The sequence below is a fragment of the Domibacillus aminovorans genome, assembly GCF_001643235.1.
GTDB lineage: Bacteria > Bacillota > Bacilli > Bacillales > Domibacillaceae > Domibacillus > Domibacillus aminovorans.
This window is the reverse complement of the sequence record NZ_LQWY01000052.1, coordinates 1-26,131: the sequence shown is the minus strand read 5'-3', so window position 1 is coordinate 26,131 and position 26,131 is coordinate 1. Positions and strand designations below refer to the sequence as shown.

The 26,131-nt window shown below is 36.7% G+C and carries 34 protein-coding genes and 2 pseudogenes; 14 read left to right on the top strand and 22 right to left on the bottom strand.

Features of this window, described 5'->3' with window-relative positions; all coding sequences use genetic code 11:
* Window positions 1–425 precede the first annotated feature (425 nt).
* From AWH49_RS14885 to AWH49_RS14870, 4 genes are all read right to left on the bottom strand, one after another.
* Window positions 426–1,484: an S-layer homology domain-containing protein gene (locus tag AWH49_RS14885; RefSeq protein WP_063966364.1), complete on the bottom strand. Its 1,059-nt coding sequence runs from the start codon at window positions 1,482–1,484 to the stop codon at window positions 426–428.
* A gap of 203 nt (window positions 1,485–1,687) precedes the next feature.
* Window positions 1,688–2,095, bottom strand: coding sequence for a hypothetical protein (locus AWH49_RS14880; RefSeq protein WP_063966363.1), 408 nt, complete (start codon window positions 2,093–2,095; stop codon window positions 1,688–1,690).
* Between the two features lie 197 nt (window positions 2,096–2,292).
* Window positions 2,293–2,739 carry an ArpU family phage packaging/lysis transcriptional regulator gene (locus AWH49_RS14875; RefSeq protein ID WP_063966362.1) on the bottom strand — a complete coding sequence of 149 codons (447 nt, stop codon included), beginning with the start codon at window positions 2,737–2,739 and terminating at the stop codon, window positions 2,293–2,295.
* A gap of 18 nt (window positions 2,740–2,757) precedes the next feature.
* Window positions 2,758–2,943 carry a hypothetical protein gene (locus AWH49_RS14870; RefSeq protein WP_063966361.1) on the bottom strand — a complete coding sequence of 62 codons (186 nt, stop codon included), beginning with the start codon at window positions 2,941–2,943 and terminating at the stop codon, window positions 2,758–2,760.
* An 828-nt stretch (window positions 2,944–3,771) separates the two neighbouring features.
* On the opposite strand from AWH49_RS14870, the pseudogene AWH49_RS14865 reads away from it, so the two are divergent.
* Window positions 3,772–4,197 (top strand): annotated as a pseudogene (locus AWH49_RS14865) (ferritin-like domain-containing protein).
* 489 nt (window positions 4,198–4,686) lie between these two features.
* Here the strand turns inward: AWH49_RS14865 and AWH49_RS20145 are convergent.
* Window positions 4,687–4,845 carry a hypothetical protein gene (locus tag AWH49_RS20145; protein ID WP_157723748.1) on the bottom strand — a complete coding sequence of 53 codons (159 nt, stop codon included), beginning with the start codon at window positions 4,843–4,845 and terminating at the stop codon, window positions 4,687–4,689.
* Between the two features lie 80 nt (window positions 4,846–4,925).
* On the opposite strand from AWH49_RS20145, the gene AWH49_RS14860 reads away from it, so the two are divergent.
* Window positions 4,926–5,399, top strand: a complete 474-nt coding sequence (locus tag AWH49_RS14860; RefSeq protein ID WP_244886878.1) for a hypothetical protein — start codon at window positions 4,926–4,928, stop codon at window positions 5,397–5,399.
* A gap of 147 nt (window positions 5,400–5,546) precedes the next feature.
* Here the strand turns inward: AWH49_RS14860 and AWH49_RS14855 are convergent, their stop codons facing one another.
* Window positions 5,547–5,732, bottom strand: a complete 186-nt coding sequence (locus tag AWH49_RS14855; RefSeq protein WP_063966360.1) for a hypothetical protein — start codon at window positions 5,730–5,732, stop codon at window positions 5,547–5,549.
* 204 nt (window positions 5,733–5,936) lie between these two features.
* Here AWH49_RS14855 and AWH49_RS19500 point away from each other — a divergent pair, with 204 nt between their 5' ends.
* Complete coding sequence (locus AWH49_RS19500) at window positions 5,937–6,107, top strand: aspartyl-phosphate phosphatase Spo0E family protein (RefSeq protein ID WP_082862876.1); 171 nt, start codon at window positions 5,937–5,939, stop codon at window positions 6,105–6,107.
* A gap of 235 nt (window positions 6,108–6,342) precedes the next feature.
* The gene (locus AWH49_RS19495) at window positions 6,343–6,504 is read left to right on the top strand and encodes an aspartyl-phosphate phosphatase Spo0E family protein (RefSeq protein ID WP_082862875.1); all 162 of its coding nucleotides are present in this window, start codon (window positions 6,343–6,345) and stop codon (window positions 6,502–6,504) included.
* 355 nt (window positions 6,505–6,859) lie between these two features.
* Here AWH49_RS19495 and AWH49_RS20140 read toward each other — a convergent pair whose 3' ends face one another.
* A complete protein-coding gene (locus AWH49_RS20140) occupies window positions 6,860–7,027 on the bottom strand; it encodes a hypothetical protein (protein WP_157723747.1) in 168 nt (55 codons plus the stop codon).
* A 637-nt stretch (window positions 7,028–7,664) separates the two neighbouring features.
* On the opposite strand from AWH49_RS20140, the gene AWH49_RS19485 reads away from it, so the two are divergent.
* Window positions 7,665–7,805, top strand: a complete 141-nt coding sequence (locus AWH49_RS19485; RefSeq protein ID WP_082862874.1) for a YjcZ family sporulation protein — start codon at window positions 7,665–7,667, stop codon at window positions 7,803–7,805.
* A gap of 103 nt (window positions 7,806–7,908) precedes the next feature.
* Here AWH49_RS19485 and AWH49_RS14850 read toward each other — a convergent pair whose 3' ends face one another.
* From AWH49_RS14850 to AWH49_RS14835, 6 genes are all read right to left on the bottom strand, one after another.
* Window positions 7,909–8,205, bottom strand: a complete 297-nt coding sequence (locus AWH49_RS14850; RefSeq protein WP_034284487.1) for a hypothetical protein — start codon at window positions 8,203–8,205, stop codon at window positions 7,909–7,911.
* Between the two features lie 12 nt (window positions 8,206–8,217).
* Window positions 8,218–8,715, bottom strand: a complete 498-nt coding sequence (locus AWH49_RS14845; protein WP_063966359.1) for a hypothetical protein — start codon at window positions 8,713–8,715, stop codon at window positions 8,218–8,220.
* Window positions 8,716–8,727: 12 nt separating this feature from the next.
* Entirely contained in the window at window positions 8,728–9,171 is a 444-nt protein-coding gene (locus tag AWH49_RS14840; RefSeq protein ID WP_063966358.1) for a DUF1064 domain-containing protein, read from the bottom strand.
* A gap of 186 nt (window positions 9,172–9,357) precedes the next feature.
* Window positions 9,358–9,507, bottom strand: coding sequence for a hypothetical protein (locus tag AWH49_RS20135; protein WP_157723746.1), 150 nt, complete (start codon window positions 9,505–9,507; stop codon window positions 9,358–9,360).
* Window positions 9,504–9,677, bottom strand: a complete 174-nt coding sequence (locus AWH49_RS20430; RefSeq protein WP_169816006.1) for a hypothetical protein — start codon at window positions 9,675–9,677, stop codon at window positions 9,504–9,506. Before AWH49_RS20430 ends, AWH49_RS20135 begins: the two co-directional genes overlap by 4 nt.
* Window positions 9,664–10,263 (bottom strand): DnaB-like helicase C-terminal domain-containing protein, encoded by a 600-nt coding sequence (locus tag AWH49_RS14835; protein ID WP_082862873.1) that lies wholly within the window; start codon window positions 10,261–10,263, stop codon window positions 9,664–9,666. Before AWH49_RS14835 ends, AWH49_RS20430 begins: the two co-directional genes overlap by 14 nt.
* A 19-nt stretch (window positions 10,264–10,282) precedes the next feature.
* Here AWH49_RS14835 and AWH49_RS14830 point away from each other — a divergent pair, with 19 nt between their 5' ends.
* The gene (locus tag AWH49_RS14830; protein WP_063966356.1) at window positions 10,283–10,642 is read left to right on the top strand and encodes a helix-turn-helix domain-containing protein; all 360 of its coding nucleotides are present in this window, start codon (window positions 10,283–10,285) and stop codon (window positions 10,640–10,642) included.
* 85 nt (window positions 10,643–10,727) lie between these two features.
* Here AWH49_RS14830 and AWH49_RS21355 read toward each other — a convergent pair whose 3' ends face one another.
* Window positions 10,728–10,877: a topoisomerase DNA-binding C4 zinc finger domain-containing protein gene (locus AWH49_RS21355; RefSeq protein ID WP_082862872.1), complete on the bottom strand. Its 150-nt coding sequence runs from the start codon at window positions 10,875–10,877 to the stop codon at window positions 10,728–10,730.
* Between the two features lie 435 nt (window positions 10,878–11,312).
* On the opposite strand from AWH49_RS21355, the gene AWH49_RS14825 reads away from it, so the two are divergent.
* The 3 genes from AWH49_RS14825 to AWH49_RS14815 all read left to right on the top strand — a co-directional run bounded on the left by AWH49_RS14825 (window position 11,313) and on the right by AWH49_RS14815 (window position 13,690).
* Window positions 11,313–11,750 carry a LytTR family DNA-binding domain-containing protein gene (locus AWH49_RS14825; RefSeq protein ID WP_063966355.1) on the top strand — a complete coding sequence of 146 codons (438 nt, stop codon included), beginning with the start codon at window positions 11,313–11,315 and terminating at the stop codon, window positions 11,748–11,750.
* A gap of 13 nt (window positions 11,751–11,763) precedes the next feature.
* Window positions 11,764–12,198 carry a DUF3021 family protein gene (locus AWH49_RS14820; protein WP_063966354.1) on the top strand — a complete coding sequence of 145 codons (435 nt, stop codon included), beginning with the start codon at window positions 11,764–11,766 and terminating at the stop codon, window positions 12,196–12,198.
* A 187-nt stretch (window positions 12,199–12,385) separates the two neighbouring features.
* Entirely contained in the window at window positions 12,386–13,690 is a 1,305-nt protein-coding gene (locus AWH49_RS14815; protein ID WP_063966353.1) for an alpha/beta hydrolase family protein, read from the top strand.
* Window positions 13,691–13,900: 210 nt separating this feature from the next.
* Here AWH49_RS14815 and AWH49_RS14810 read toward each other — a convergent pair.
* Together AWH49_RS14810 and AWH49_RS14805 are read right to left on the bottom strand one after the other, a co-directional pair.
* Window positions 13,901–14,370: pseudogene (locus tag AWH49_RS14810) on the bottom strand (NAD(P)H-dependent oxidoreductase); the annotation flags it as partial.
* A gap of 54 nt (window positions 14,371–14,424) precedes the next feature.
* A complete protein-coding gene (locus AWH49_RS14805) occupies window positions 14,425–15,165 on the bottom strand; it encodes an SDR family NAD(P)-dependent oxidoreductase (RefSeq protein ID WP_063966352.1) in 741 nt (246 codons plus the stop codon).
* A 120-nt stretch (window positions 15,166–15,285) separates the two neighbouring features.
* On the opposite strand from AWH49_RS14805, the gene AWH49_RS14800 reads away from it, so the two are divergent.
* Window positions 15,286–16,128, top strand: coding sequence for a LysR family transcriptional regulator (locus AWH49_RS14800; protein ID WP_063966351.1), 843 nt, complete (start codon window positions 15,286–15,288; stop codon window positions 16,126–16,128).
* Between the two features lie 294 nt (window positions 16,129–16,422).
* Here the strand turns inward: AWH49_RS14800 and AWH49_RS14795 are convergent, their stop codons facing one another.
* Entirely contained in the window at window positions 16,423–16,611 is a 189-nt protein-coding gene (locus AWH49_RS14795) for a hypothetical protein (RefSeq protein ID WP_063966350.1), read from the bottom strand.
* Window positions 16,612–16,843: 232 nt separating this feature from the next.
* Here AWH49_RS14795 and AWH49_RS14790 point away from each other — a divergent pair, with 232 nt between their 5' ends.
* Window positions 16,844–17,491, top strand: coding sequence for a 2OG-Fe(II) oxygenase (locus AWH49_RS14790; RefSeq protein ID WP_094777182.1), 648 nt, complete (start codon window positions 16,844–16,846; stop codon window positions 17,489–17,491).
* A gap of 363 nt (window positions 17,492–17,854) precedes the next feature.
* On the opposite strand, the gene AWH49_RS14785 is transcribed toward AWH49_RS14790, so the two are convergent.
* Window positions 17,855–18,733 (bottom strand): LysR family transcriptional regulator, encoded by an 879-nt coding sequence (locus tag AWH49_RS14785; protein WP_063966348.1) that lies wholly within the window; start codon window positions 18,731–18,733, stop codon window positions 17,855–17,857.
* A 119-nt stretch (window positions 18,734–18,852) separates the two neighbouring features.
* On the opposite strand from AWH49_RS14785, the gene hutG reads away from it, so the two are divergent.
* Window positions 18,853–19,782 carry a formimidoylglutamase gene (gene hutG, locus AWH49_RS14780; protein WP_063966347.1) on the top strand — a complete coding sequence of 310 codons (930 nt, stop codon included), beginning with the start codon at window positions 18,853–18,855 and terminating at the stop codon, window positions 19,780–19,782.
* 10 nt (window positions 19,783–19,792) lie between these two features.
* Window positions 19,793–20,977, top strand: coding sequence for a sodium/glutamate symporter (gene gltS, locus AWH49_RS14775; protein WP_063966346.1), 1,185 nt, complete (start codon window positions 19,793–19,795; stop codon window positions 20,975–20,977).
* Between the two features lie 96 nt (window positions 20,978–21,073).
* On the opposite strand, the gene AWH49_RS14770 is transcribed toward gltS, so the two are convergent.
* Both AWH49_RS14770 and AWH49_RS14765 read right to left on the bottom strand, forming a co-directional pair.
* Window positions 21,074–21,397 carry a VanZ family protein gene (locus tag AWH49_RS14770; RefSeq protein WP_063966345.1) on the bottom strand — a complete coding sequence of 108 codons (324 nt, stop codon included), beginning with the start codon at window positions 21,395–21,397 and terminating at the stop codon, window positions 21,074–21,076.
* Window positions 21,398–22,582: 1,185 nt separating this feature from the next.
* On the bottom strand, window positions 22,583–23,149 hold the full coding sequence (locus tag AWH49_RS14765) for a YybS family protein (RefSeq protein ID WP_063966344.1): 567 nt from the start codon (window positions 23,147–23,149) through the stop codon (window positions 22,583–22,585).
* Window positions 23,150–23,475: 326 nt separating this feature from the next.
* Between AWH49_RS14765 and AWH49_RS14760 the strand changes: the two genes are divergently transcribed.
* Window positions 23,476–24,906, top strand: a complete 1,431-nt coding sequence (locus AWH49_RS14760) for a PQQ-dependent sugar dehydrogenase (protein ID WP_063966343.1) — start codon at window positions 23,476–23,478, stop codon at window positions 24,904–24,906.
* 135 nt (window positions 24,907–25,041) lie between these two features.
* On the opposite strand, the gene AWH49_RS14755 is transcribed toward AWH49_RS14760, so the two are convergent.
* Both AWH49_RS14755 and AWH49_RS14750 read right to left on the bottom strand, forming a co-directional pair.
* Window positions 25,042–25,425 carry a VOC family protein gene (locus AWH49_RS14755; protein WP_034284731.1) on the bottom strand — a complete coding sequence of 128 codons (384 nt, stop codon included), beginning with the start codon at window positions 25,423–25,425 and terminating at the stop codon, window positions 25,042–25,044.
* A gap of 99 nt (window positions 25,426–25,524) precedes the next feature.
* A complete protein-coding gene (locus AWH49_RS14750) occupies window positions 25,525–25,803 on the bottom strand; it encodes an ArsR/SmtB family transcription factor (RefSeq protein WP_063966342.1) in 279 nt (92 codons plus the stop codon).
* Between the last annotated feature and the right edge of the window lie 328 nt (window positions 25,804–26,131).

Below are 26,131 nucleotides of genomic sequence, written 5' to 3'. Positions count from 1 at the left end.
CTTTTTCTGTTTATTCATTTACACAAGATATTTTACGCTCTCCTCATGACTAACACTATAGAAGCAATTTTTATTCTGTACCATACAATCTCATTATTTAGTCTAGTCAACTCTTCCGTGAATATATCTTCCACAAGGATATCTTTAATATGTCGAAAAAGAATCGGTAGTTTAACAAACAATAACATCATTTCCTTTAATATTAATTTTTATTATTTTAACACACCCCTTCATTTTTCCTTTTCAAGAAATTACTTCACTAAATAAAAACAATTAAAAAAGTTTATCCTTCTCATATATACAGCAGCTATACGACAAAAACGACGATGTTTATTTTAAAGTATAGAAAAAAGTATCCACCAGCATTAGTGAATGCTCCCTTCATTTTGGAATGTTTGTAAACAAGATGATTACAAACTAAAAATTTATTCAATAATTGTGAAGTATGCTGCCAAGGTGAATCCGTTATTTGGAGCATTAGTTAAGCTGAAGTGCTGGACCAATCTGTATTCTCCTGCTGTTGGCGGCTTTTTAAATAAGTCAAAGTCGATATCTGTTCTTAATACATTTCCACCTGGTACTAACTCATTCATCATGGCAGGAGTAGGGAGATAATTATATTCTACTGCCACCCATTCATCGTCTTGTTTCTTTTCTAAGATGTAGTCATTGTCTACGTCGTATTTAAAGTCTCCTAAATTAGTCACAGTAAATAAGACCTCTGTTTCTGTTGAAAGATTATAGTTTTCCTTTTCTGTCTTGAACATTACACCTGATTTTATTGACGGCAATGTATTGGAAGGTGGCAAATCGCCATCAGAATAAACAGCCCTACGGTGATCAAGCTTATATAGCATGAGGGCAAGATCTCCTCTTGTCATCTTATCGTAAGTACCAAACTGAGTAACGGATTTTCCTTGCGTAATATTTGAAGCTTGAAGTCTATTAATCGCTGTTACGTATCGGCCTGTTGCATCCGTAAATGAATGATTCGCTTTCCCTGGCGCTTCTAAAAAGTTGTCGTAAGCCCGGGAAGCAATGATCGCCATTTCTCCCCTCGTTATGGTGTCATTAGATCCGAATAATGTCGCTGTTTTTCCGTTTATAATTCCTCTGTCTTGAAGCCAGAAGATTGCTTCGTATGCACGAACTGGAACATCTTTAAACTTGAATGTCTTCTCTTCCAGCGTAGGCGTAGGATCTTTTTCAAAGCCTATGGCATAAGCAATAATCAGGGCAGCATCAACACGTTTGATTGGCCTGTCCCATCCAAATTTATCAGTGCTTACACCGTTGATGAACTTATGGCTATAGAGATACTGGACAGGTTCTTTACGATCTACAGGTACATCAGTAAACGGAAAGTCTTTTGTCAGCTGTGTTAACACCGGACCGTATGATGCTGCATCTGCAAATGAAATAGACGACGAAAATATTGCTCCTGCCACTACCGCTGAAGCCAAAGCACACTGGATTTTTTTCATAAATTTCTCTCCTTTAATCTCTATTGGAAATATCTTCATTAATTGATATAGTATAACAGAAATAGAAGGAGATTAATTATAAATAAAGAAGAACCACATGCCACCTTAACGGGAATTCTATTTCTTCATGCCTCATTTTTTCTATCCGGCCTCGATTTTTGAAACAAAAGAAAAAAGCACCCCGGAAGATGCTCTTTCAGTAATTAGTTTATTAACTTAGAATAAGCAGTTTGAAACAGTTGGTCGATATATTGATCGTTTAGATAGAATTTTTTGTGTTTACTCTCTTCAAAAGTGATATAGGCAAATCCATCGTTGAATCCTATTACACCAATTTTTTCGTTTACATTATTTCCTGTTTCTTCACTACAAAAATTAACAGTGATTGTTTCTCCCTCATCAACTAACCCTAACGCGAAAAATTGAGCCCAGTAATATACCTCCTTATCAGAACTTACACTTATTCTACGTACTAAGCTATCAAGTAAATCGCCTTTAAACTCTGCAAAGAACGAGGCGAATTTTTCAACAATACTAGTAAAGTCTTTCATACTTTGGCTTGTCAATAAACCATTAATTCTTTCGTTGTAATTTACTTCTAATTTACCCATAATTCAATACCCCCTTCCATATATATTCCCAGGAAAAAAGGCACAATTCTATATAATTCGTTCGACAAATACCAACAAAAAGCACCCACCTTTAACAGTGAGTGCCTCATTCCTTATATTTCTCTACTAACATAATAGCACCCCCAATAACAAAACGCATGCTATTATACGGCCAAAATCATGCCAAAAGTCTGCCACTAATTTTCTTCCCCTTTCACGACTTCAAGCCTCAACATGAAAGCCAACTTGTAGAATGCTCTGGATTTCACTCGTCCATAGGTTCTCGCGCTCATTCCTAGCTCGTTGTGGATCATGTAATCAAATGCGTCTTCATCCTCTAAATATCTTTTTTGAATAATTGCCCGTTCGATTCTGGAAAGACGATTTAACGCACGATCCAAATTGTCTTCTAAGTTCTCAAGTTCTTGTTCCTTCTCAGCATTCCATATAGCGGTCTCTTCCGCAGGGTTGCCCATGGAATAGGTTTGGCTGTGATATCGCGGAGTATAGGCGGGAGTGGTTTTCATTTCCCTTCTGATAAAGCCAATCTGTTTATAAATTCGGACGCTTTCTAACACTTCTTCTACTTTCTTTTGTGTCTCTTTGCGATCGATCTCTGGTAAAAAGGAAATTTGCTCTCTCATGTAATAGCCTCCTCGTATTTACTTGTATGCTCCACCTTTGCCTCGTCGTAACGTCCTCATGTCCATTCCCATTAAGCTTCGCAATTCACGCTGAGACAGCTTCTCCTGCTTCTTCTGCAACGGCTTTTCTTTCTTACGTTCTAGCTTTACATTCTGATGATCCTTCTTCCATTGCTTCAGCTGCTCTTTCAAACTTGAATTCATCTTGATCGCTCCTATTCTCAATAAAAAAGGACACCAAGCTCTAAAGCAGGTGTAAACCTACTCTAAAGTTTGATGTCCGTCGGTTTTTCCGTTGGGACGTTGGTTATTTAATTTTTAAACTGTATAACTTTTTCATGACTGATTAAACTTTTATTGGATGAGGGTTCATTCTTGCATATGATGTTTCCCCCACTCTCTCCGGCCGAGGGGCCTGGCTCCCCTCGGTTTTTTGATTTAACTTTAAATAAAATGGAAATAATTTTATTAACCGGAACATTTTGCTATGTTAATGTCCGGTTTTTTAAAGTCGGGGTGGAAACCCGGCTTTTTTTATGCATTTTGATCGTACTGTTCATTTAATTGATTACATCTTCACGATTTGAATCATTGCTGCGTATACTGAAAACAGATAGGGGCTCATCTTCCTCCTATTCAACGACCTTCTTCGGAGCAACTATTCTTGTCCGGGAATAGTTGCTTTTTGTCGAACTGACAATTAATCTTCTAACACTTCTTTCGCGTTGGTAAATCCGCGATCAGCTTAATACTTGAGTGTTTTTTCATACAGTTCCGCTCTGTTCACTAACTCTTGATAATCGCCGTGATGATCAACAACAAAAACACAGAGGCCGACAGTTAAAGTGCCAATGTTGCCTCTTTCTCTCTATTGCTTTTTCACTTCCTTTATGACTTACCCTAGTTGATGTGAGTTTTCTCCAATAAATTTCTGCACTTCATCCACTGATTTCATCCCCCTTACACGTCTCGTGGACAAGATTCATTTAAATAACCATTGACATACTTTGATAAAAAAGGAGTGAATGCAACTTGCATTATAATTCTATACAGCCTTCTTCAAACACGGAGCTAATTAACGATATTTCAAAAGCTATTAACGGTGAGTGCACTGCCATATAATGTTACGAACAATTAGCAAATCAAGCTCCAAATACCGAGGTGAAAAACCGTATCCTAGAAATAAGAAATGATGAAATGAGACATTATCAAATCTTTTCATATATCTATACATCCCTAACAGGAAAACAACCCTCTCCACAAATATCAAAACAATGCTCTCCAGATTTTCAGAGTGGGGTTCTTGCTGCATTTAAAGATGAACAAGAAACAGTAGACTTTTATCACGAGATAGCAAGAAAAACCAATATTGTATTTATTAAAGATCAACTTCAACAAATCTCATCTGACGAACAAAATCATGCGGTTTGGTTTTTATATTTTATGAATCACCTTTAATTATGAAGTGACTGACAATCACGACAGCTTTTATTATTCCTTCTGTATAGCCAGGGACATCCCGGCTTTTTTTATTACCGTAATATGATCGAACTGTTCATTTAACTGATTGAATTTTCACCGTTTGAATCGTTACTGCGTATACTGAAAACAAATAGGAGCCCTTTCTTCTTCCTATTTAAAAGTCATATACCTTTCTTTTCGAGCAACTATTCTTGCCCTGGGATAGTTGCTCTTTTGATCAAGTTGTCATACATAAATTTCTTTGAAGTGGTTAAAGTATTGTTGCATGAGCGTTCACTCTTGCTTGCGTCAACGTCACCTACCTCTACTAGCCGAGGGTTTTGGCTTCCCTCGGTTTTTTGATTTAATTTTAAATAAAATGGAAATAATTTTATTCGCCGGAACATTTTGCTTTGTTAATGTTCGGTTTTTCAAAGTCGGGGTGGAAACCCGGCTTTTTATGTTGCGATATCGTCGAACTGATGATTAATCCACCCTTATTGTTTCAAGCCATTCATCCATTGATAAAGGTTCTATGCTTTCTGTTAAACTTTTAAGATATTGCTGATATTCCCATTCAAGATATTCATCTGCCCAAGCATCCTGCTGTTCTTCCGTCATGTTGCATTGCCAGCAATCACACATAATCATCCCTCCTTATGATCGAACTGTTGATTAACACCATTACTAACATTTATCACTTCTCCCATATGCATATAATCGAAATGAGAAGACCTTTACTTGGTAAAATCAATCCTTATACAAAAAATAAGTTTATGTTGTATATTGATCGTATATTTTGTTCTCAAATGGATACTTTAGGTAAAAACTCTGGTTGTGAAAAGGAGCAGCAGAACAACATGTATTTTATAATCATCGCCTTTATCATTCCTTGGCTCATTGTACTGCTACATCTTCATCCAAAAGATAAGAAACTAATCCCTTTGATCGGCCCATTTGGTGTAGTTGTCTCATTTTTAACCAATGAGTTAGGACTTTATTTTGGCTTTTGGGAAGTGTATCCCTTTCCAGATTCTAAAACCATTGCCACGCTCCCTTTTAATTTGGGCCTTTTCCCTATCCTTGGCTGCTACATGATTTTTTTTATAAAAAAGAGAATGACCCACCCTTACTTTGTCGTTTTTCTCGCCACACTCTTTACTACTATTCTTGAATTCATATTCGTTTTAATGGGGTAAGTGACCTATCGAAACGGATGGAACATTCTTTGGACTTTTGTTTCGTATCTGATCCCTTATCTCTCTGCTTATTGGTTTTACCTCTATTTAATAAAACTAAAAGTGATATGATATTTTCATCAACAGTTTGTGTCTACTGTTGATCATTCATCTTTTTCTACTCGTGTAATGTATGTCGAATCCAACGGGCTTCCCGTGCTGCCAGGCAATAGTCTGTGAACCAAAACCCGTCGGCAGATCATCTACTTTCTTAGGTACTCCATCGACTACGTAATAAGTGGCATTCTCCATCAAATTAATTTCAGCTGTCATTTTTTCATGGTCAATCTTCATACCGCAAGACGCCCCCAGTCTGTTAAAATAGAATTGCGAGTACTATTCAACGGTCGGGCAAAGTCCTGGCCTTTTATATTTTTTACTCTCTCAAAAATTGTAATATTTTTAGATGTTTTGTCGAATTCATGGTAATTCTTTCTGTGTTATTTTATGATATTCACTGTTATGTTTTAGCAAACAAACGGGTACAGGGGAAATGCAATGTTATCTAATCAATTAAGTCTGGAAGACTTATCCGCTCAAATCAATGATATGCGTAGGTTGCTGATAGCCACTAGTTTAAAAAAGGGATTTACAGATATCGAAACCCTTAAATATAGTGAACAACTAGACAAGTTAATTATCCAATTTCAATTACAAAGCAGATCTTAAAAATTTTAACCAAGAGAAATTTGAGTTTTTTGTATATATTTCTTTGAAATGGTTAAACTTTTATTGTATGAGTAATTCTCATAAATAAGGACCTTCCAATATTTGTAGCCGGGGACTTTCCTCGGCTTTTTTTATTTTAAAGATGATAGTCCCTCACAAAAACCCATTTCTTTTTACCTATTTCTGCGATATAATTTACCTAGATTAGTCATCAAGAAACTAGGGGGAGATTATCATGAATAACACTCAAGTTACTTTTTGCGAATTGCTATCTCTCATTAACAGCCTTCGACACCTCATGATTACTGCCGGACAGCAACACGGTCTTAACAGCCTAGAAACGTTACGGTGCAGTGAAGAATTAGATGAGCTTATTCTTGAATTTCAAAATAGATAATGATTGTAGCCAAGGACTTTTCTCTGCTTTTTTGTATATATTTTTCTGAATTGGTTATACTTTGGCTATAAGTCGGTTTCCCATAACCGTCATTCTCTTCCCACCCTTGCATCCGGACAGGGAAACCGGTCTTATTTAACTTTACTTATTGTGCATATATTTCTATGAATTGAATAAACTAGTATTACGTCAGGGTAAATTCCTTCTATATTTTTGTACCGAGGACTTTTCCTCGGCCTTTTTTGTGTAAACTTTTGAATAACGGGTATATTGTTTTTGTATGACGGTCCCTCGTCAGACGCACCCTGCAAATACAACTCTTTTACAGTCAGGCTCCGGCCTGGCTATTTTTTGTTTAAATTTCCACTTCCACTTTGATTTTCATTGGAATTTCCTGCGCCATCTTTGCTGTTCTACGGACTGTCTCAATGAGTTCTTTCACCCGATCTTTCGCTTCATCTAGCAATTCAAAACTTTCGATGCTGTATGCACCAAATCCACCTGGAACAATTACAAAATACATATCCATTCCCCCTCATCCCTGCTGTTTTTTAATGCGTTAATCCTTGCGTAATGTAATCCGGTAACTCTTGCCCGCACCCGCCACAATAATTCGAGGGCAGATCCTGCTCAAACGTGCATTGAGGACAAATAACTTCCCCTTTGTCATCTGGATATTTGAATTCTGTGATTTTACTTTTCGTATCTTTAATCTTCCACCCTGTCAAAAGGACAGGTAGCTAGGTAACTATCTGTATTAGGTGTATGTCATTTATAGCAAATTTAAAATCTCACCCATGTTGTTTGTCCGTTTCCAAGTTACTATGAGGTGCATCTAATAGAGTAAGTAAGGAGGTGTTTTTAATGTATCGTCCTGTTAGACCTATCATCTGTCCCCCAAAGTGTGTATTTCATGATTCCTACATTACACGTGAGGTTCCTGTTATTCACCCAATCGTGAATATCAATCGTCAACATATTGTCAATGTTCCCCGCCATATTTATCAACCTACTACAAGAAATGTCGTGGTAGACCCTGGTTATCCGACGGATTGTTGCCCTCGTCCTCGCTGCAGATAACACTTTTTGATTTTTATAGAACCATTCCTACAAGATTCGTCTCTATTTTTTCATACTATATTTAAAAGGTGGTGATAGTTATGAGTTCCCAAAATTGTAATGATTCTGGATCTGGATCTGGATCAGGCTTTGCACTAGTTGTTGTCTTGTTCATTCTTTTAATCATCATTGGAGCATCTTTCATGGGTGGCGGATACGGTGGTGGCGGTGGATGCTGCTAGGTACCAAACCATTATCCGTAAGACCCTTTTGAGTTAAATACATTATTGCGCGACTGTATAAAGTAACTACAGTCGCTTTTTAAATTCAATATTTGTGAACGTTTTACGCATCGGCCATCATCCTGTCTCTTAACTCAAAGAACCATTCCTTATCTGCAGTCATGATTGCTAAATCGATCATTGCCTGATAGTCTTCTTTTTCGAGCGTATTATTCATTACAGATATCGATCTTAGTGAGACGATAGCCAGGGTGGGTTCCATCCATTCAGGCTCCCCGTCTATAATTCTGGCCACTTTTATTACGTACGCGGCGATAGTATCCTCCGAAAAACGATCAATATAGCTGATGTACTTACTCCGGCCAGGCGCTGCTAAAACCCAATCGCCAATGTTCATCATGCCATCCCTCTCTTAAAATAAGCTGAGCTGTTCGATAAACTGCGATGATTCTTCTTTATAGAATATTGCTACCTCTGGAATCTGTTTCGTTACGATTTTCCCCGATTCGATAGCCAGTAAATTTCCAGCGAGTCGGAAATTCTCAAACCAATGCACTGGCAAGCTCCCAAGTAGTCCTTTTAGTTCTGGATTAGGATAGTAATCTACATGGCTACCTGATCCTCGGGCAATGACATAATATTCTTTATCACACCGATCTTTTGACGCTTCCCAACACCATATGAGCTTTGCAGTATATACCTCGTTTAGTTGAATTTCTACCGCTCGTTTTGGCGGTTCTGGCGGCCACTCAGACGCTTTAATTTCTTCTTTGACCTTGAGAAAACAGCCTGTGTGAGCGCTCTTGCGTGGAAACCTAGATGCGTACATATAATCCGTACCTGCAGGGAATAAGTATAATGTTTCTTCTGTCGCTAAAATATCGGGATCAATGCACGTCCCTTGCAACATGGCCATCACCTCTTATCGCTTTCTGTTCCATTTGCCTTTGTTGTATTCTATGACCGTCACTTCCTGCCCGATCGTCTTTTCAAGCAACTTTCGTCGTAACGGGAAATCCCTTGAAGTAGGTCCACCTTTGACATCGACAATTTCTGTTCGGCCATCCTTGTAATAAACTTTAAAATCGGCCGTGTATTTCGCCCCCACCTTCGTTTTCTCGCCTTTTCCTGAGCAAAGAGTGCAATTGATAGCTCGTCCCGTTTTCGGGATTTTCTGCTTGCCTGAGCCGTTACAGCGATGGCATACAACTGGATATGTCGGTATGATTTCAAACTCTGGCTGCACATCAACCTTTTCAACGGCTGGATCTGCCAGAAGAAGCTTGTAATAATCGGCTTCGGCTTTACTGTCAAAAAGAATACCGTATACAAATGTTTTCTTTGCGTTCCAATTACGCGCTCTCATTTAGAAGTGTCCTCTTTTCATTGATAACTTTGTCCTTTTTCATTCGATATATTTTTTGTTTTTTATTGAATTTTGCACATTGTTAATTAAGTTATTGATCTATCTGTTATTTCTTTAATACCACGTTCCATCCGAGGCATAATTCCACCATTCCCCATACGTAAATTGAACCTCGACACAAGCGTCCTACGCGTTCCAATTTACTTTTGTAATGTTGCCTGTTCCGTATTTATCACGTTCAGCTGATCCTATTGATGACAGATGCTTACGATGGACACGCCAGAGCAATTTGCGCTGAGCTTCGGTTAATTCGTTATAGCCTTTGATTTCGTTCACGCTGCTCCCCCTCTCTGCAGATCCAGGTATTTATCAAACATGCGGATGCCTCTAATCAATTCAACTGGACTTGTATTACCGACGGCCAATATCATTTGCTCACTCGTCATCACCTTTCCCGTCAAAGCATGGTACCTTTTCAATGTTTTAAAGACTTCATGCCGGTTCATCGCTATATCTCCTCCCTATATTCATGAATTTGGAATACTCTTTTATAAATAACAGCTCGACTGTACCGATCGGACCGTTACGCTGTTTGGCGAGAATGACTTCCACAATGTTTTTAGCTGAGCTTTCTTTGTCGTAATAATCATCTCGGTACAGAAAAGACACAAGGTCAGCATTTTGTTCAATCGATCCAGAATCACGCAGGTCAGACATCATCGGGCGCTTATGCTGCCGCTGTACGACTGCTCGGCTGATCTGACTGAGCAACATGACAGGTACATCGAATTGCCGCGCCATCTGCTTTAATTCGCGTGTGATATGTCCAACTGCTAAATCATTCCGCTCAAACTTTCCAATCGGTGTAATCAGTTGCAGGTAGTCGATCACAACAATGTGCTTTTGATCGGGGTGTTCCCGCTTTGTTTTTCGAACGGCAGCACGGATGTCTGCCAATGTCTGTCTGGAATCATCGTGAATGTAAATATCCCATTTGTTATAGGCATCCATCGCGTATTTGGCACGTTGCTTGTCCTGATCAGTGAACATTTTGAATGTGTTCCGCCATTTCAAACCGTCGATGTTCCCAATGCTGGAGAGGTAGAATCCTTTGACTTTAGGTGAAAGATTAAGGTCGTTAAGAGAAAAAGCCGGACTTACACAAAAAGAGTTGGCTTCACGTCTAAATGCTCCTAATCAAAATATTTCAAATTATGAACGCGGTTTTCGTCAGCCGGATTATGAGACGTTGCAGAAATTAGCCGATTACTATGATGTATCAACCGACTATCTTCTTGGAAGAACTGATACATCGAAAAAAGAAATCGACGATGAAAAAGAAATGATCGAGTTTTTCAACAATCCAGAACTGAACCTTTTCTTCAAAGAGATGAAGGAAGCCCCTGAGGACCAGCTGGAGGAAATGCGACAGATTTGGGAAGTCATCAAAAAACGAGGTCAAAATAAATAAACACGCTGCGGCGTGTATTTATTATTTTCATATTCGATTGCCTTCTAAAGAAAGCAACTAAAAATCCGGCTGGATTCGTTATTCCTCAAGCGAGATTTTTCCTTGGTTTACAGTTATTTATGATACGGTTCTCCGTGACGTATCTAAATGAGGTTTTATTTTTTGTATTACGACACTTTGGGTAATACGAGCATCCCCAAAATTGTTTTCCTTCTTTATTTGTCCATTTAATCATCTGTGCCCCACAAGTTCTCTAACCGTTTGGACTTTAACATTGTTCTGCTCTGCATTACACTTTGCCTGTACGACTGTCTTTTCTCCTACACTTGATTTAGCGAAATGAATAGACTCTAAAGCTAATATCATAGTATAAATTCCAAACAATAATCTGATAAAATGTAAAAAAGGATTTATATGGATGTGTTATAATGAAGTGGTCTGAAGGATGTAAGCAGTATCCAGATCAGATTGTGCTGGTAGAAGCACGAACAACAAACTCAATGACAACACTCAAAAACTGGAGAAATGTCCACTATCTTTAATTTTGAGGATAAACAAGCTTATTTACCCGTACGCCATTTGTAAATTTATAAAACCGAACAACTTGAAAACAACGAAAAACAGAATCCGTAGACAACCTGAAATAACTTGAATTTTCGTGGGTGATAATATGAATATTTCAATAGTAGAAATAAGCAAAGAACTGGGAGAAGAAATTCTTATTAGGTGTCATGAGGTAGATGACGAAATATACGAAATCGTAAACAAGCTGAAAACTGAAAACCTCATTGTACTCGGTTATCAAAATGATAGAGTTCACCGTATTAAGCTTAGTGATATCTATTATTTCGAGGCAGTTGACGGAAAGGTTTTTATTTACTGCAAGGACAACGTTTTTGAGGTGAAACAAAAGCTTTATGAGTTAGAGGAATTATGCAAAGAAAAGAACTGTTTTCGTGCATCCAAATCAACTATTTTGAACATAGCTAAAATTTCATCTATTTCTCCGTCCATAAGTGGCCGATTCGAAGCGGTGCTTGATAACGGGGAACGTGCTGTTGTATCAAGGCAGTATGTGCCTGTCCTTAAAAATATGCTTGGATTGTAAAAGAGGGATAAATATGAAGCTTTCCGAATTTGTACAAAAGATTATTAAGGATTTCTTGATCATCTTCGCATCCATAATCATTATTATTACTATTTTGCGACAAATGTATTATCCCCACATGGCCTTTGATTTGAAGTCGATTTATATAATTATGGCATTTTCATTTTTAAGTGCATTAATGGGATTTATTTTGTATTCTCCTAATGATAAAAGTGAGAAGAAAATGCGTATAAGAATTGCCATTCATTTTTTCACTTTGGAGATTCTATTGATTGCCCTCGGTGGCGTTTTTGGTATTGTGAATAGTGCATTACATGTAATCATTTTTGCACTGGAAATTGCAGTAATCTATATCATAGTTCGTCTGCTGTCATGGCAAAATGATAAAAAAGAAGCCCAAAAAATCAACGAAAAACTAAAGGCATTTAAGAAAGACGTTTATGAGTAGTTAATAAAATCATAAAGCAGAAGTTGTCTGCAACAGATTATTATGCGGTAAGCTTTATAGCTTACCGCTTTTTTTTTGCATCTTATTTGCTTGTGGATACAACTTATCGTTTTTCTATATCCATCCTTTCAGCAGTTTATTATGATGAGTTCATAAAAAATTATTCGAAGGAGAAGGAGTAACTACTATGGGAACTTTACTATTATTTATCGCTTTGATTTTCGAGATTGCTTTTGCAATCTACTGTATGGTAACTAAGGAAAACCATAAAAAAATAAAGAATTGGATTAGGATTGCTGTATTTATAGCATTTGTAATGCTCACACTTTCACCGGTGATTGTGTGGAGTTTCCGCTGGGTAATGTTTGCAATACTACTTTTCATATTAGCGGTAAAGGGAACGGTTTCTCTTATCCGTAACAAAGCAAATACCCAAACATACAAAACTTCCAATATTGTGTGGAAATCCATTATTATGATTTTGGCATTGGTATTTGCACTTGCACCTGCACTTGTTTTTCCTCAGCATACATTACCAAAAGGGACAGGTGAATATGAAGTCGCAACCGCTACTTACACATATACTGACAAAAACCGTATTGAGGAATTTACCGACAAGGGGCACAACCGATTTGTTAATGTGGAATTTTGGTATCCCAAAAATGCAGATGGAACATACCCTCTATTGGTGTTCTCGCATGGAGCATCTGGTACTAAGGCAAGCAATACCTCTACCTATACTGAGCTTGCAAGCCACGGTTATATAGTCGTTTCAATCGATCATCCCTATCACTCCTTTTATACCGTTTCAGATGATGGAACGAAGACTTTGATCAATACAGATTATAACCGTGAAATCAGCAATGCCAATAAAGAAGGCATTTACACGAAGGAAGAACTCTATGGACTCATTCAAAAATGGATGAAACTGCGAACAGACGATATGAATTTTGTAATTGATACGATACTTAAAAAAGCCAAAAGTGACAATAATCCCATTTATCAACATATCAATACAGAGAAAATTGGTGTGTTCGGGCACTCAATGGGCGGCGCAGCAAGTGTTTGGCTAGGCAGAGAGCGTGACGATATACGTGCAGTTGTAAATATTGATGCCCCGTTCTTTAGTGAGCTTGTTTATAAGAAAGAAATTGATGATTTTGTAGCAAGTAGTGAAGCCTACACGACCCCGCTTCTTAACATTTATTCTGACGATGTTTGGGGACAGCTCGAAAGCAACTCCACTTATGTAGCGAACAAATCCAATAATGAACACTTCAAAGAAGCATATACTGTTCATTTTCAAGGGGCAAAACATTTAAGCTTGACCGATTTACCGCTTTTCTCTCCTATACTTGCAAATATTCTACAAGGCGGAAAAGCCGACATTGATAAATATTACTGTATTGAAACTGAAAATGAACTAATTCTTAAATTTTTTGACTATGAATTAAAGGGCATTGGCCATTTCACTTCCAAAGAGACATATTGATTTTTATAATAAATAAACACACTACGGCGTGTATTTGTTTTTAGTCCCTATTCGATGGACTTATAATGAAAACAACTAAAAAAATCCCGCTGGATTCATTATTCTTCTAGCGGGATTTTTTTGGTTTACAGTTACTTATGATACGGTTCTCCTTATTGTATACAAATGAGGTTTCTCTTAATGATTTAAAAAACAACAAATTTGTTTTTCTTAGCGTTCTACTTTTTTGAAATAACGATAAACTTTTTCTGATTTTTTCCACTTGGACTTTCCATATTACCAAATTCAAAAACCTTCACTCTTTTGATTCCGACAAAATTAAATAAGGCTCTTTTCATCAATATTTTATGCGCATTGTTCAACTAGAGAAGTGGATAATTTGTAGGTCCCTTCATGGTGGACACACACAACTGAACTTTCTTTTAATAGTCCTTCTGGTAGAAGTCCCTTCTTATCCCTGCAGGCAAAATTGCAGCAAATAATTGATCAATGTCCCCCATAAACATTGCGGGAGATCTTTCCCACCAGATTGGATAGACAAAGACAATCTTGTCAGCCCAAGTAATTTGCTTTCTATATTTTTCAATGTGAGGATCACGATGCACATCACGCCTTCGTTTATGATCATTAAATACTAGGAGTAGATTAAAGTCCTATTCATATAAATCTAAGACCTGCATCTACACGGCTCATCCATCATTTAATGAAAACTAGTGAGAGGCTATCACTACGTTTTAAAGAGTCTGTCCATTGTCTACTATAAATGTTTGTCCTGTTACGGAACTTTGAGTTATTTGAAAAATAATGGATTGCGCAATATCATTAGGTGTTGATATCCTCTTAAGAGGTAAGTTTCCAGCAAGATTATACATTTTTTCTTCATTACCAGCCCACCATCTTGTATCCACAGCCCCAGGTGCAATGGCATTAACTCTAATTTCCGGTGCCAAAGCAATTGCCAATGATCTTGTCATCGTATGAATTGCTGACTTGGTTGCAGCATATGGAATGGATGAACCGATTCCTGTCACTCCTGCAACGCTACCCATGTTTATAATAACCCCTGACCCTTGTTGTTTCATGTAAGGAACTACTGCCTTTACACAATAAAACATACCTTTTACATTTACATCAAAAAGTTCATTCCAAATTTTATCTGTTACTGAGCTTAAATCGTCCATAGAGATTTGGGCAGTAATACTTGCATTGTTAACTAATCCATCAACTGTTCCATATACTTCAATCGTTTTAGATACCATTTTTATTACTTCTTCTTCATTTGCAACATCGGCTTTAAAAGAAAATGCCACACCCCCTTGTTCTTCAATTTGTCTTACAACCTCCTCTGCGTCATTTGCAGATTTATTATAATTAATAACGACTTTTGCACCTTCACTTGCTAATTCTAAGGCCGTTGCTTTCCCTACTCCCGTTCCAGCACCCGTTACTATTATTGACTTATTAACTAGTTTCATTTTTAATCACCCTTGCTTTATTTAATATTTTTATTATATTTTGAGTTATTAGAGTTGTATAATAGTTAGAAATTAGCTTGATATCATTTTAAATAATATCAGAGGAGGATATAGGAACTTGTGGAGTCTCATGATTTATTAATCTTTAAACATGTTGCTGAATCACATTCTTTCTCTAAAACTGCTGAGAAACTAGGATATGTACAATCAAATATCAGTCAAAGAATTAAAAATTTAGAGGAAGAATTAGGAGTTAGATTATTTAAGCGAAATAATAGAGGAGTAACCCTTACTAATGATGGGGAAATTTTACTAGATTATGCTAACCAGATTCTCGTGTTAATGGATGAAGCAAAAATAAAAATCAACCCTGAGAAATGGCAAGAACGCCTAGTAATTGGTGCTACACAAACGATCGCTGCTTTAAGGATTCCTAAAATATTGTCATCTTTTTTAAGTGTTAATAATCAAATTAATGTTAAAGTGAGAACAGATACAACTAGTACGTTGCTAGAACAGGTTTTTTATGGAGAAGTTGATGGCGCTTTTGTCACCGAACCGTTTGATTATAGCGAATTCAAAACAATTTACACAATTGCAGAAAAAGTAAGCCTTATTTCGCCAAAGAATAGCTCGAATAAAATGCAGTACGAACAAACATTGCTTGTAAATAGCAACCCTTATTGCATTTATCGAAATATGCTTATTCATTTAGCAAAAATGAATTCCTACAACAATATACGCACCATTGAATTCGATTCACTTGAGGCTATTTTACAATCTGTTAGTAATGGATTGGGTATCAGTTTAGTCCCTTCTGATGTTGCAAAACTTCGAAAGTATCAAAATGAATACGACATATCAGAACTTCCAGAAACGATCCAAATAGACTTTGTAATAAAAAATAGACAGCAACAGCCCAAAGGCTTGAAAAGTTTTATCAAGTTTCTGCTAGAAGAATAGCATTGAAAAATATGTTTCTTTAATTTTCTTCTCGCTCCTGATACAACTTTTTGCTTTACCACTGGTTGTAATTTACACAGCTTACTGCTAAATAACAACCAGTGTCTATAATGAATGTTTAGGTTGGACAGGTAATGGTGGAGATATTGGCAATGGAACAGTTAATATTTTCAACTTTGTTGTAGACGTAGAAAAGGCATTAAAAACAATAATTGAGGAATTAACAAATAACAACTTGCTTGAAGGGATTAAAATCGCCGGTTTAAATCCTGATGATGAAGAAGGAGCTACCTTTTATTTCTCGCTTAATTGCTTTAACCACTCTATAAACCAATCTTGAGGTAACTTTACTTTTGAAAGGTCTAAGTTCTGTAATTCTTCTGATGAGTAAGTATTCACCAAAAATAAATCCCGTTGACATTCAATATCTCGTGCTATCCCAAAAGCTATTTCATCAAATTCTTCATCTTCCTCAAAAGCCATTGTGAGGTTATCACACCACTTACTAAACTCTTATTGTGAAAATCTGTTTTCTTTTCTACATACTTCATTCTCACATAACATTTCATTGAACATAAAAAGGGCAACCGGTGTAGGTTGCTTCATTATTACACCAATACTTATGATATAATTATCATAGATAGCCGCTTACACAAATAAAATAAATGAATTATTGAGAAAATTAAATCTTTTAAGGGGCTGATGAAAGTTGATAATGGATAGTAAACAATCAACTATTAAAGAACAAACTATTTTCAGTCACATTGGAAGTAATATCCAAACTGAAGATAGAGAAATTAATATCATCGCTCGATTAGAAGAACCACTAATAGTCATTTTAGGAAATGTTTTGAGTGACGAAGAATGTGATGAGCTAATTACATTGTCAAAAGACAAAATGCAGCGTTCAAAAATTGGAACTGCACGCGAAGTAAATGAGATAAGAACAAGTAGTGGCATGTTTTTTCAAAAAAATGAAAACGATATCATTACCAAAGTTGAAAAAAGAATATCATCTATTATGAATATACCCATTGAACATGGGGATGGTATTCAAATTCTTAAATATACTCCTGGTCAGGAGTATAAAGCTCATTTTGATTTTTTTTCACCAACAAGTAAAGCAGCAAAAAATAATAGAATTAGCACACTCGTCATGTACTTAAATGATGTAGAACAAGGTGGAGAAACCTTTTTTCCTAAACTAAATTTTTCAGTATCCCCACAAAAGGGAACGGCGGTGTATTTCGAATATTTCTATAACGATAAAAACGTAAACGAACTAACTTTACATGGTGGAACACCAGTTATAACTGGTGAAAAGTGGGTTGCAACACAATGGATGAGAAGGCAAAAATTATGATGAGCGTTATGTATAATTCCCCTTCTCTTTTATGATGTGGGAATTCTTCAATAAGCTGGAACCAATACTCTTCTTCAAAGAGATGAAAGAAGCGCCTGAAGAACAGCTGGAGGAACTGCGGCAGATATGGGAAGTTATCAAAAAACGGGGATTAAATAAATAAACACGCTGCGGCGTGTATTTATTATTTTCATATTCGATTGCCTTCTAAAGAAAGCAACTAAAAATCCCGCTGGATTCGTTATTCCTCCAGCGGGATTTTCCTTTGGTTTACAGTTACTTATGATACGGTTCTCCGTAATAACGCTAAGTGAGGTTTTTACGGATTTACTTTGAAAAATTGCGTGCGTGCCGAGCATCTATTCAATGCATTGTCTTTATGAGCTCAAATAGCTTTAATATACTCTCTGGGAATGTGCGATCTTTCATTGTGCTTAAGTAGACATTGCGATTTAGAAACTCACTGTGCACTGGGCGTGTTAGTAAGCATTCTGATAAATGCTGTGTGACATAGTGTTGAGGCAAGATGGCAATTCCTAACCCTTCTTCTACTAATACTTTTATCATTTCAAATCGTTCTATTTTATATTGAATATGCGGTTTGATATTTCCCTGTTCAAATGCTTTTAATATTTGTGCACTCGTTTGAAATTCTGGCATACCTATTATTAATGCTTCGTCAGTAAAGTCTACTAGCGTTATTTTTTCCTTCGTGGCAAATGGATGATCTTTTTTTGTTAACACGACGTACGGTTCGTTATACAATAATTCACTTTTTATTTCAGTATCCACAATATGCTGGTTAGTAATTACTCCATGCACATTTAAACCTAACAACGCTTGGCGCACGGTTTGATTATACAGTGTATCAATTAGTGTAATTTGATTATGTTGGTATCGTTTTTGATAGGCAATGATTACTTGTGAAAACCAATAATTTGCTGATTCAATCATGCCTAATCGAATTTCTAAATGTTCCCCTTTTGCTAACTCTTTTAGCTCGGTATCCATTACTTCAAATTGAGCAATTAAACTTTTTGATCGTTCATAAAATTGCTGTCCTAATTCCGTTAATTGAAATTGTTTGGTTGTTCGTTCTATTAGCGGTGCGTTGATTTCTCGTTCCAGAGCTTTTATCGCATTGCTTAATGAAGGCTGTGAAATATGTAAGGCTTTTGCGGCCCTTGAAAAACTTTGATATTTTACCGTCGCATCGAAATAATACATCTTCCGTAAATCCATTTTGCCACCTCATTTATAGTTTTAAACTATTATAAGATAAAAAATTAATATTTGTTATTATAAATGTTTGAAAATATAATGAAAGTATAAATTTTTCAGTCTTTAAGAAGGTGAATGTAATGTATAAGAAAACGGATTCAGAAGTTTGGCAAGGTCGCATCGATCATGATACGGATCACGCTTACTTTCGTTATCATCAAATTATTCAATTGGCAACTACAGTTAAACAAGAATCGATTGGATTAATAGGCTTTGTTTGCGATGAAGGTGTGCGCCGTAACAATGGTCGTGTTGGTGCAAAAGACGCTCCTTTTGCCTTACGTAAGCAACTTGCACCGTTGCCATGGCGTAATCATGTTCATGAAAATTCGCTAATTGATTTGGGGGATATCATTTGTGATGGTCATGAATTAGAGCGTGCACAACAGGAACTAGGGGATAAAGTTTCCGACATTTTAACAAACGGAAAGGCCATTGTACTTGGGGGCGGGCATGAAACATTATATGGACAATATTTAGGGGTGCGAAAAGCAGCGGGAGCGGACGCTTCAATCGGTTTGCTTAATATTGATGCGCACTTTGATATGCGTTCGTATGACAAACAAACTTCGTCAGGTACAATGTTTAAACAAATTTTAGACGAGGATCCAAATGCACACTATTTCGTATGTGGCATCCAACAATATGGAAATACGTCTGCATTATTCGATACTGCCGATCAATATGATGTGCAATACTTTTTAGATGAACAGTTGGATTCGGCTCAGTTCACTACAGAATTAAATGACTTTATGGATGCACATGACGTTTTACTCGTTACGCTTTGTATGGATGTTTTAAATGCTGCTGAAGCACCTGGTGTCAGCGCGCCATCGCCATTTGGTTTATCTGCTTTAAAGGTTCGTGACATTTTACGCAAAATGGTTTCACACAAAAAAACAGTAAGCTTCAGCATTTGTGAAGTCAACCCTTTACTTGATGTAAATAATCGAACAGCAAAATTAGGGGCTTACTTTATCAATGAAGTAATTATGAACAGCTTCGAATAAACAAAGGGGGATTTGTATGGCATTAAATCAAATTACAACGCTATGCCTAGCAGTAACATTATTTTTAGTCGGTTCATTTTTAGTTAAAAGGGTTGGTTTTTTAAATCGATTTTGTATTCCGGCACCTGTAGTTGGGGGCTTGCTATTCGCTATTTTAGCAACGGTTTTAAAAAGTTTCGACATTCTTGAAATTACGTTAGACACTTCGCTACAATCCATTTTCATGATCACATTCTTTACAACGATTGGACTTGGTGCAAGTTTCAAACTTGTTAAATTAGGCGGAAAACTGCTAGTAATTTATTGGCTGGCTTGTGGATTCTTAGCATTAATGCAAAATGTGATTGGCTTTTCATTAGCGAAAGTAATGGATCTTCATCCATTAATCGGGGTTATGGCTGGAGCTGTTTCAATGGAAGGTGGACATGGTGCTGCTGCCGCTTATGGGGAAACAATTGAAGGCTTAGGCGTAGCTTCTGCCGTAACAATCGGGATGGCTGCAGCTACATGCGGATTAGTAGCTGGTGGACTTGTTGGTGGTCCAGTTGTACAATACTTAATTCGCAAATTCAATTTAAAGCCCTCTTCTGAAGAAACAGAAGAATATGTTGAAAAAGCACAACATCCGATTACCGAAAAATCATTTATGAAGCAAGTTTTCTTAATCACATTCTGTATGGCTGCTGGTACTTATTTTGGAGAATTGTTCTCTACTATGACAGGGTTCGTATTACCAGGTTATGTAGGGGCCATGTTCACAGCTGTAATCGTTCGTAACATCGTTGATCGCTTCAACCCTGAATTAATCAACATGAAAGAAATCAACCTAATCGGCGATATTTCTCTTGGTATTTTCTTATCAATGGCATTAATGAGCATTAAATTATGGGAAATTGCTGATTTAGCCTTACCATTATTCATCATCGTTTTAGCTCAAGTAATCTTCATCGTGTTATTCGGGGTGTTTGTTCTTTTCCGCTTACTTGGCAAAAACTACGATGCAGCGATTATGGTATCAGGTTTCCTTGGTCACGGTCTTGGTGCAACGCCAAACGCAATGGCCAATATGTCGGCTGTCGTTTCTAAATTTGGCCCCTCACGCAAAGCATTCCTAATCGTGCCAATCGTAGGAGCCTTCTTAATCGACGTGTTCGGCATGCCAATTATTATTACAACAATTAATATGTTTAAATAGAAGTGCCTGGCACTGACACAATTCAAAAAGCGCAAACCTTTGAGTTACATGGGTTTGCGCTTTTTATGTAGTAAACTGAATGCGTGACCGGTACTATTAATTCGCAATCGTTAATAACATCGCCAACCCGACAATCGGAATCCCAACAATTAGAGAAATCACTGCAATCGCAGCTCGAATTTTCATATCGGATTTAAAAACTTTCGCGAAAATTTTATAAATAACAATCCCAATAAAACCGCCAAGGACATTTAAAATAATGTCATCAATATCCGCCGAACCTCGTGCTAATGCATATTGAGTAACTTCGATTGCAAAGCTTAATAGAAAGATGTAAAACATATTCGAAAGCATTGTTTTCTTTCGGTTATGAACGATGGTGTACACACCCGCTGGAATGAACATTAATATATTGCCCAAAACCATTATCCACTAAAATAAACTGCCTGATTGAATCAAACGGAACTAGATTTACACTTCTAAAGCTCCCTCGTGTCAGCAACACCGTATCCATCAGCAGCCACATATAGAAAAGTATAATCGCAAAGTACATGACTTTCAAAATTTTATTCATAAAAATACCCTTTCAAATTCAAGTTTCTTCTATCGTAGCACTCAAATCTGAAGAATTAGGCTCGGAAATTATGAAGGATTTCTTAAACTCCATATTTTTTGCTCAATTTCTAATATAACGAGTGGTTACCTGACTTAGCTTTGGATGTAGGGCTTAGTAAAAATAGATGAAAAATATTTTTGAGCAGTGTGGTGTTTGATGCTTTAAGTTTAATTAAAACCTCATTTACTTATGGTACGGTTCACCTCAATTAATTTTAAAGATTGATGTACACTCCATGATGTACACCCACTTTTTCTGCGAGCTCTTTATAAGTGATCGTCTCTTTTCCTCCGCCTGTTTGATTCTACATCACAAGAGTGAAATGCTCTTAATTCATGATTTGACTGCTGACGCATATAAGGATTTTTTCTCTCCAAACGCCTTTTTATTTTAACATAAAAATGATATTATTTATCAAAAAAGGAAATATAAACATAATTCTTTTGAATTAGGCTTTATTAAACTTTATTGTTGATTTTTAACCAAAGAAAAAAGACCTAGAAAAATCGGCCTTTTTTGTCTGGTTTCTTGAACTAACGCCTCCGTTAGTTTAAGTGAACTTATTCACAATATTACATATCTATTGGAGAATTACAACAATGTCATTTATCTTTAAACCTTAAACATGTATAACCCCGTCCTAAAATTAGGACAGGGTTAACATAAAGTTGTTTAATTGTTGATAAAAACACTTCACCCAACTTAAAACATAACAATAAAGCCGTTTAGATGTAGCTTTGAAATAAAGTTTGATCAAAAACACCTCGCAAACCTATATTTTACGATAAATAAGTATAAAAAAGTTTGATCATTTTCTACTTATGTTGTTCCACAATCGCGCCCGTTAACGGAGTAGCGAAAATGATCCTAATATGGGTATACTTTTAACAAGGAATTCTTTTGTGACTAACATCTTATTAAACTATATGAACCTTTACAAAGAAAGAGCGCATTTCTTATTCCTGTCAATGCGCCCTAAACTTGCTTACCTATTTTTCCCCCATCAATTTATACCATTTCTTAAAGATAAACCTGCTTAATTCAACCCATACCCAGCTATATATAAAAGAAAAAATGTAAATAAATCCTATAACCTTTAATGAAAGAGATGTACTGGTGATTGGTCCTAAAACAGGGAAATGGACAATATATAGAAGAAAACAAATTCCACCCATTAATAATATAGACGTAAAAACTATGATGCCAATTCGTCTTTTTAAAATAAGAAGAGCTATTCCAATTCCTAAACCTACTATCCCTGTTGTAAACGGAAAAACAAAAGATTCGCCAGGTTGGATCAGAATCAGTAAAAGAAACGTTAAAACGTAACTTTGAAGCCCAAAGGGAATAGATATAATGGTACAAATCAAGATAGGGAGAGTGGCAAAAGGACTAATTAAATAACCGATCCCTGGGAGAAAGTTTCCGGTTGACTGCAGGATAGCTGCAAGTGCAGAAAAAAGGGCGGTTAATACGAGCTTTTTAGAATAAGAAAACGTTTTAAAATAATGGTGGAGCTTGTATGATTCATGTGATAAAATGCTAAACCAATTCATGAGTTCCTCCTTCTCTTCTTACAGCACATAAGCTTTATTACTCCATCCTTTTTTCGGTACATAAGAAACTTCACATAAAATGCATTTATCTATGCAATCGCCATCATTACATCACTTATACCTACTAACATCACTAAAAAAGAAAAGAAAATCAATCATATTTCGAGTGGTAATTCAGAGTAAACAGCAGTCATTTCAATTAAAGTCCAAATATGTTTATATTATTAAGTAAATTCCCGAAATTTCCCGGCCCTAATTTGATACTAATAGAACAGTTCTAATCATATTCTTATAAAAGAAAACAATAGGAAGGAGTGTAAAGTTAGTTGATAAAAGTTAAGGTTAGTTTACGGCCCATTGTAAGTAAAATAAATTTACCCACTGTTTTGAAAACAGCAATACTTCCGGGTGACTCAATTGAAAGATTATTTATTGCAACTCAGGTAGGAGAGATCTTTCACATAGGAAACGGGGTTATAAGGACTTTTTTAGATATTCGCCCGCGAATCATAAAACTTGGTGATTCCGAACTAGATGTTTCTCGTGGTGGATATGATGAACGAGGATTGCTAGGGCTAGCGTTTCATCCAGAATTTTATTATAACGGTCTGTTTTATCTTCATTATTCAGTAGCTGGAACACAAGGTCCAGGTGCTCTTTCTGAACCTTTTAGGCCTAACCCGTGTGATCCCAGAACTTTAAACCTAAGATGGATAAATAGAGAAACTCAATATGATCATATTGATACAGTTGAAGAATGGATTTTACAATCGAGTGGTCAACCTCAAAAACGACGAACATTACTTAACTTAAGAAGACCATTTTTTAATCATAATGGTGTCAATAGCTTAAACTTTTCACCTGAAACCGGAAACCTTGTTTTAACAACCGGAGATGGTGGATCAGGCTATGATCCATTTAATTTAAGTCAGGATGATATGGAAATATCTGGTAAAATAATTGAAATTGATGTAGTTAAGAATACATTTATCTATAATCCACCGGTAGTCACACGTTTTAATGAACTTCCCGCACCTATTCAAGAAACGCTTACGGTAATTGCCAAAGGGGTTCGCAATATACCAGGCATTTCATTTCAAAGGTTTTATAATCAGTATATCAAATATGTGGGAAATGTCGGACAGGATTTGGTAGAGTCGATTTTTTCATTCGTTCATTATAAACCAATACCGGTTACTCAGCTTATTCAAGCTTCTTTAATGAAATCTAAACCTGACCTAGAAGGATTTATTAACTTTGGCTGGCGAGGATGGGAAGGTGCTTTTCCTACTTCGTTTATAAGGGGCTGCTCTGCAAATCCCACTTTGGATGAGAAAACAATTGCTTATTACAATGAAGCAATAAATTCTTCAGTGAAGCGTATTCAGCCTATAACTAGTTATTTTCATAAAGATCCCCGACCCGATAAGTTTGGAGGAACTGCACTTACAGGAGTTCAGCCGTATATGGGGAATGGAATCCCCAATTTAACGGGAAGCGTTGTGTTTACCGATCTTGCCAAGGATGAAGAATCTCAGCCTCCGGTTAGAGGGGTTTTAGCTTATACCAGGGTAAGTACAGATTGTAAACTAAATGATTTTAGTGTTATTGAAACCGATTATAATTTTGGGTCTCAATCAGCTTATTATGTTAATTTAGGAACGAATCTGGATCAAACAAGACTATATTTAGGGGTTTATGGCTCTATGAAAGTGACTGATTTTAACCAAGGTACTGTTTTTGAAATTGTTCCATGATTTATAACTATAAAATTCTACTTAATACCAGATAAATCTCTTTCTTGGATTATAAACGATCAGACTTTTTTATAAATTATCGAACTTTATTTCAAAGCCACATTAGAACTAGGTTACATCTATTTCTACATAAAGTTACTTCTGCAATATCTGAATAAGGTTGCCGCATGTATCGTCGAAGACAGCTATTGTGACTTCGCCCATTTTTGTCGGCTCCATAGTAAACTTCACGCCGTTTTCCAATAATCGTTTGTACTCTTTATGAATATCTGCAACGCCAAACATTGTTGCTGGGATGCCTTCGGCAAATATCTTCTTTTGATACTCCTTTGCGGCAGGATGCTCATTCGGTTCGAGTAAAAGCTCGGTACCGTCATGATCATCGGGAGAAACAAGCGTAATCCACCTAAATTTTCCCATAGGAACGTCATGCTTTTTTACAAATCCCAGCTTTTCTGAATAAAATTCCAGTGCCTTGTCTTGGTCTTGTACGAATATACTGGTAACAATGATTTTCATAATGTTTTGCCTCCTTTGATATTTACCACGTTGGTGCTCTGTAAACAATCTGGCTCCAAGCAGAAAAACCCCTACATTCGTCAGATGTTTTTAAATAAATTACTCTATCCATCCTTTTAGCAAATTTTTAAGTGGTTCGTTGTTAAATATAACTACTCGATATTTTCCCTTTCTTTTTGATTTTACGAGCCCTGCATCTTCCAGTACAGAAAGATGTTTAGCTATCGCCTGTCGCGTAATGGAAAGGTCGTGCTTCGTAATAAGACGTACCGTAAGTTCATACAACGTCTGCTCGTTACGTTCAGAAAGTTCGTCTAATATTAGCCGTCGAGTCGAGTCGCCAAGTGCTTTGAATATAGCGTCTTTGTCCCAATTCATATATCGAGTATAAGCAACTCTACGGTTGCTTGTCAAGCATAAGCAACTGTATGGTTGCGTGATAAAGGAACCGTATCATGCAACCATTAAAGTCACATAATAGTAGTTTGAACCATTATAGAAAAATAAATTTTTAACACTTTTCTTATTCAACTAACCTGTCCCGTTAGCCATCCATGTAGCGCACAAGCAGCGCTACACCACAGATGATGAAAATGTGTGCAGAACGGATATTGGATACTACGGCTGGGAGAGGAAGGTCGATCAACTATGGTGCCATAGAGCCCATCCGTTAGTCTGACTCCAACGACCACGGCGCATCACAGAA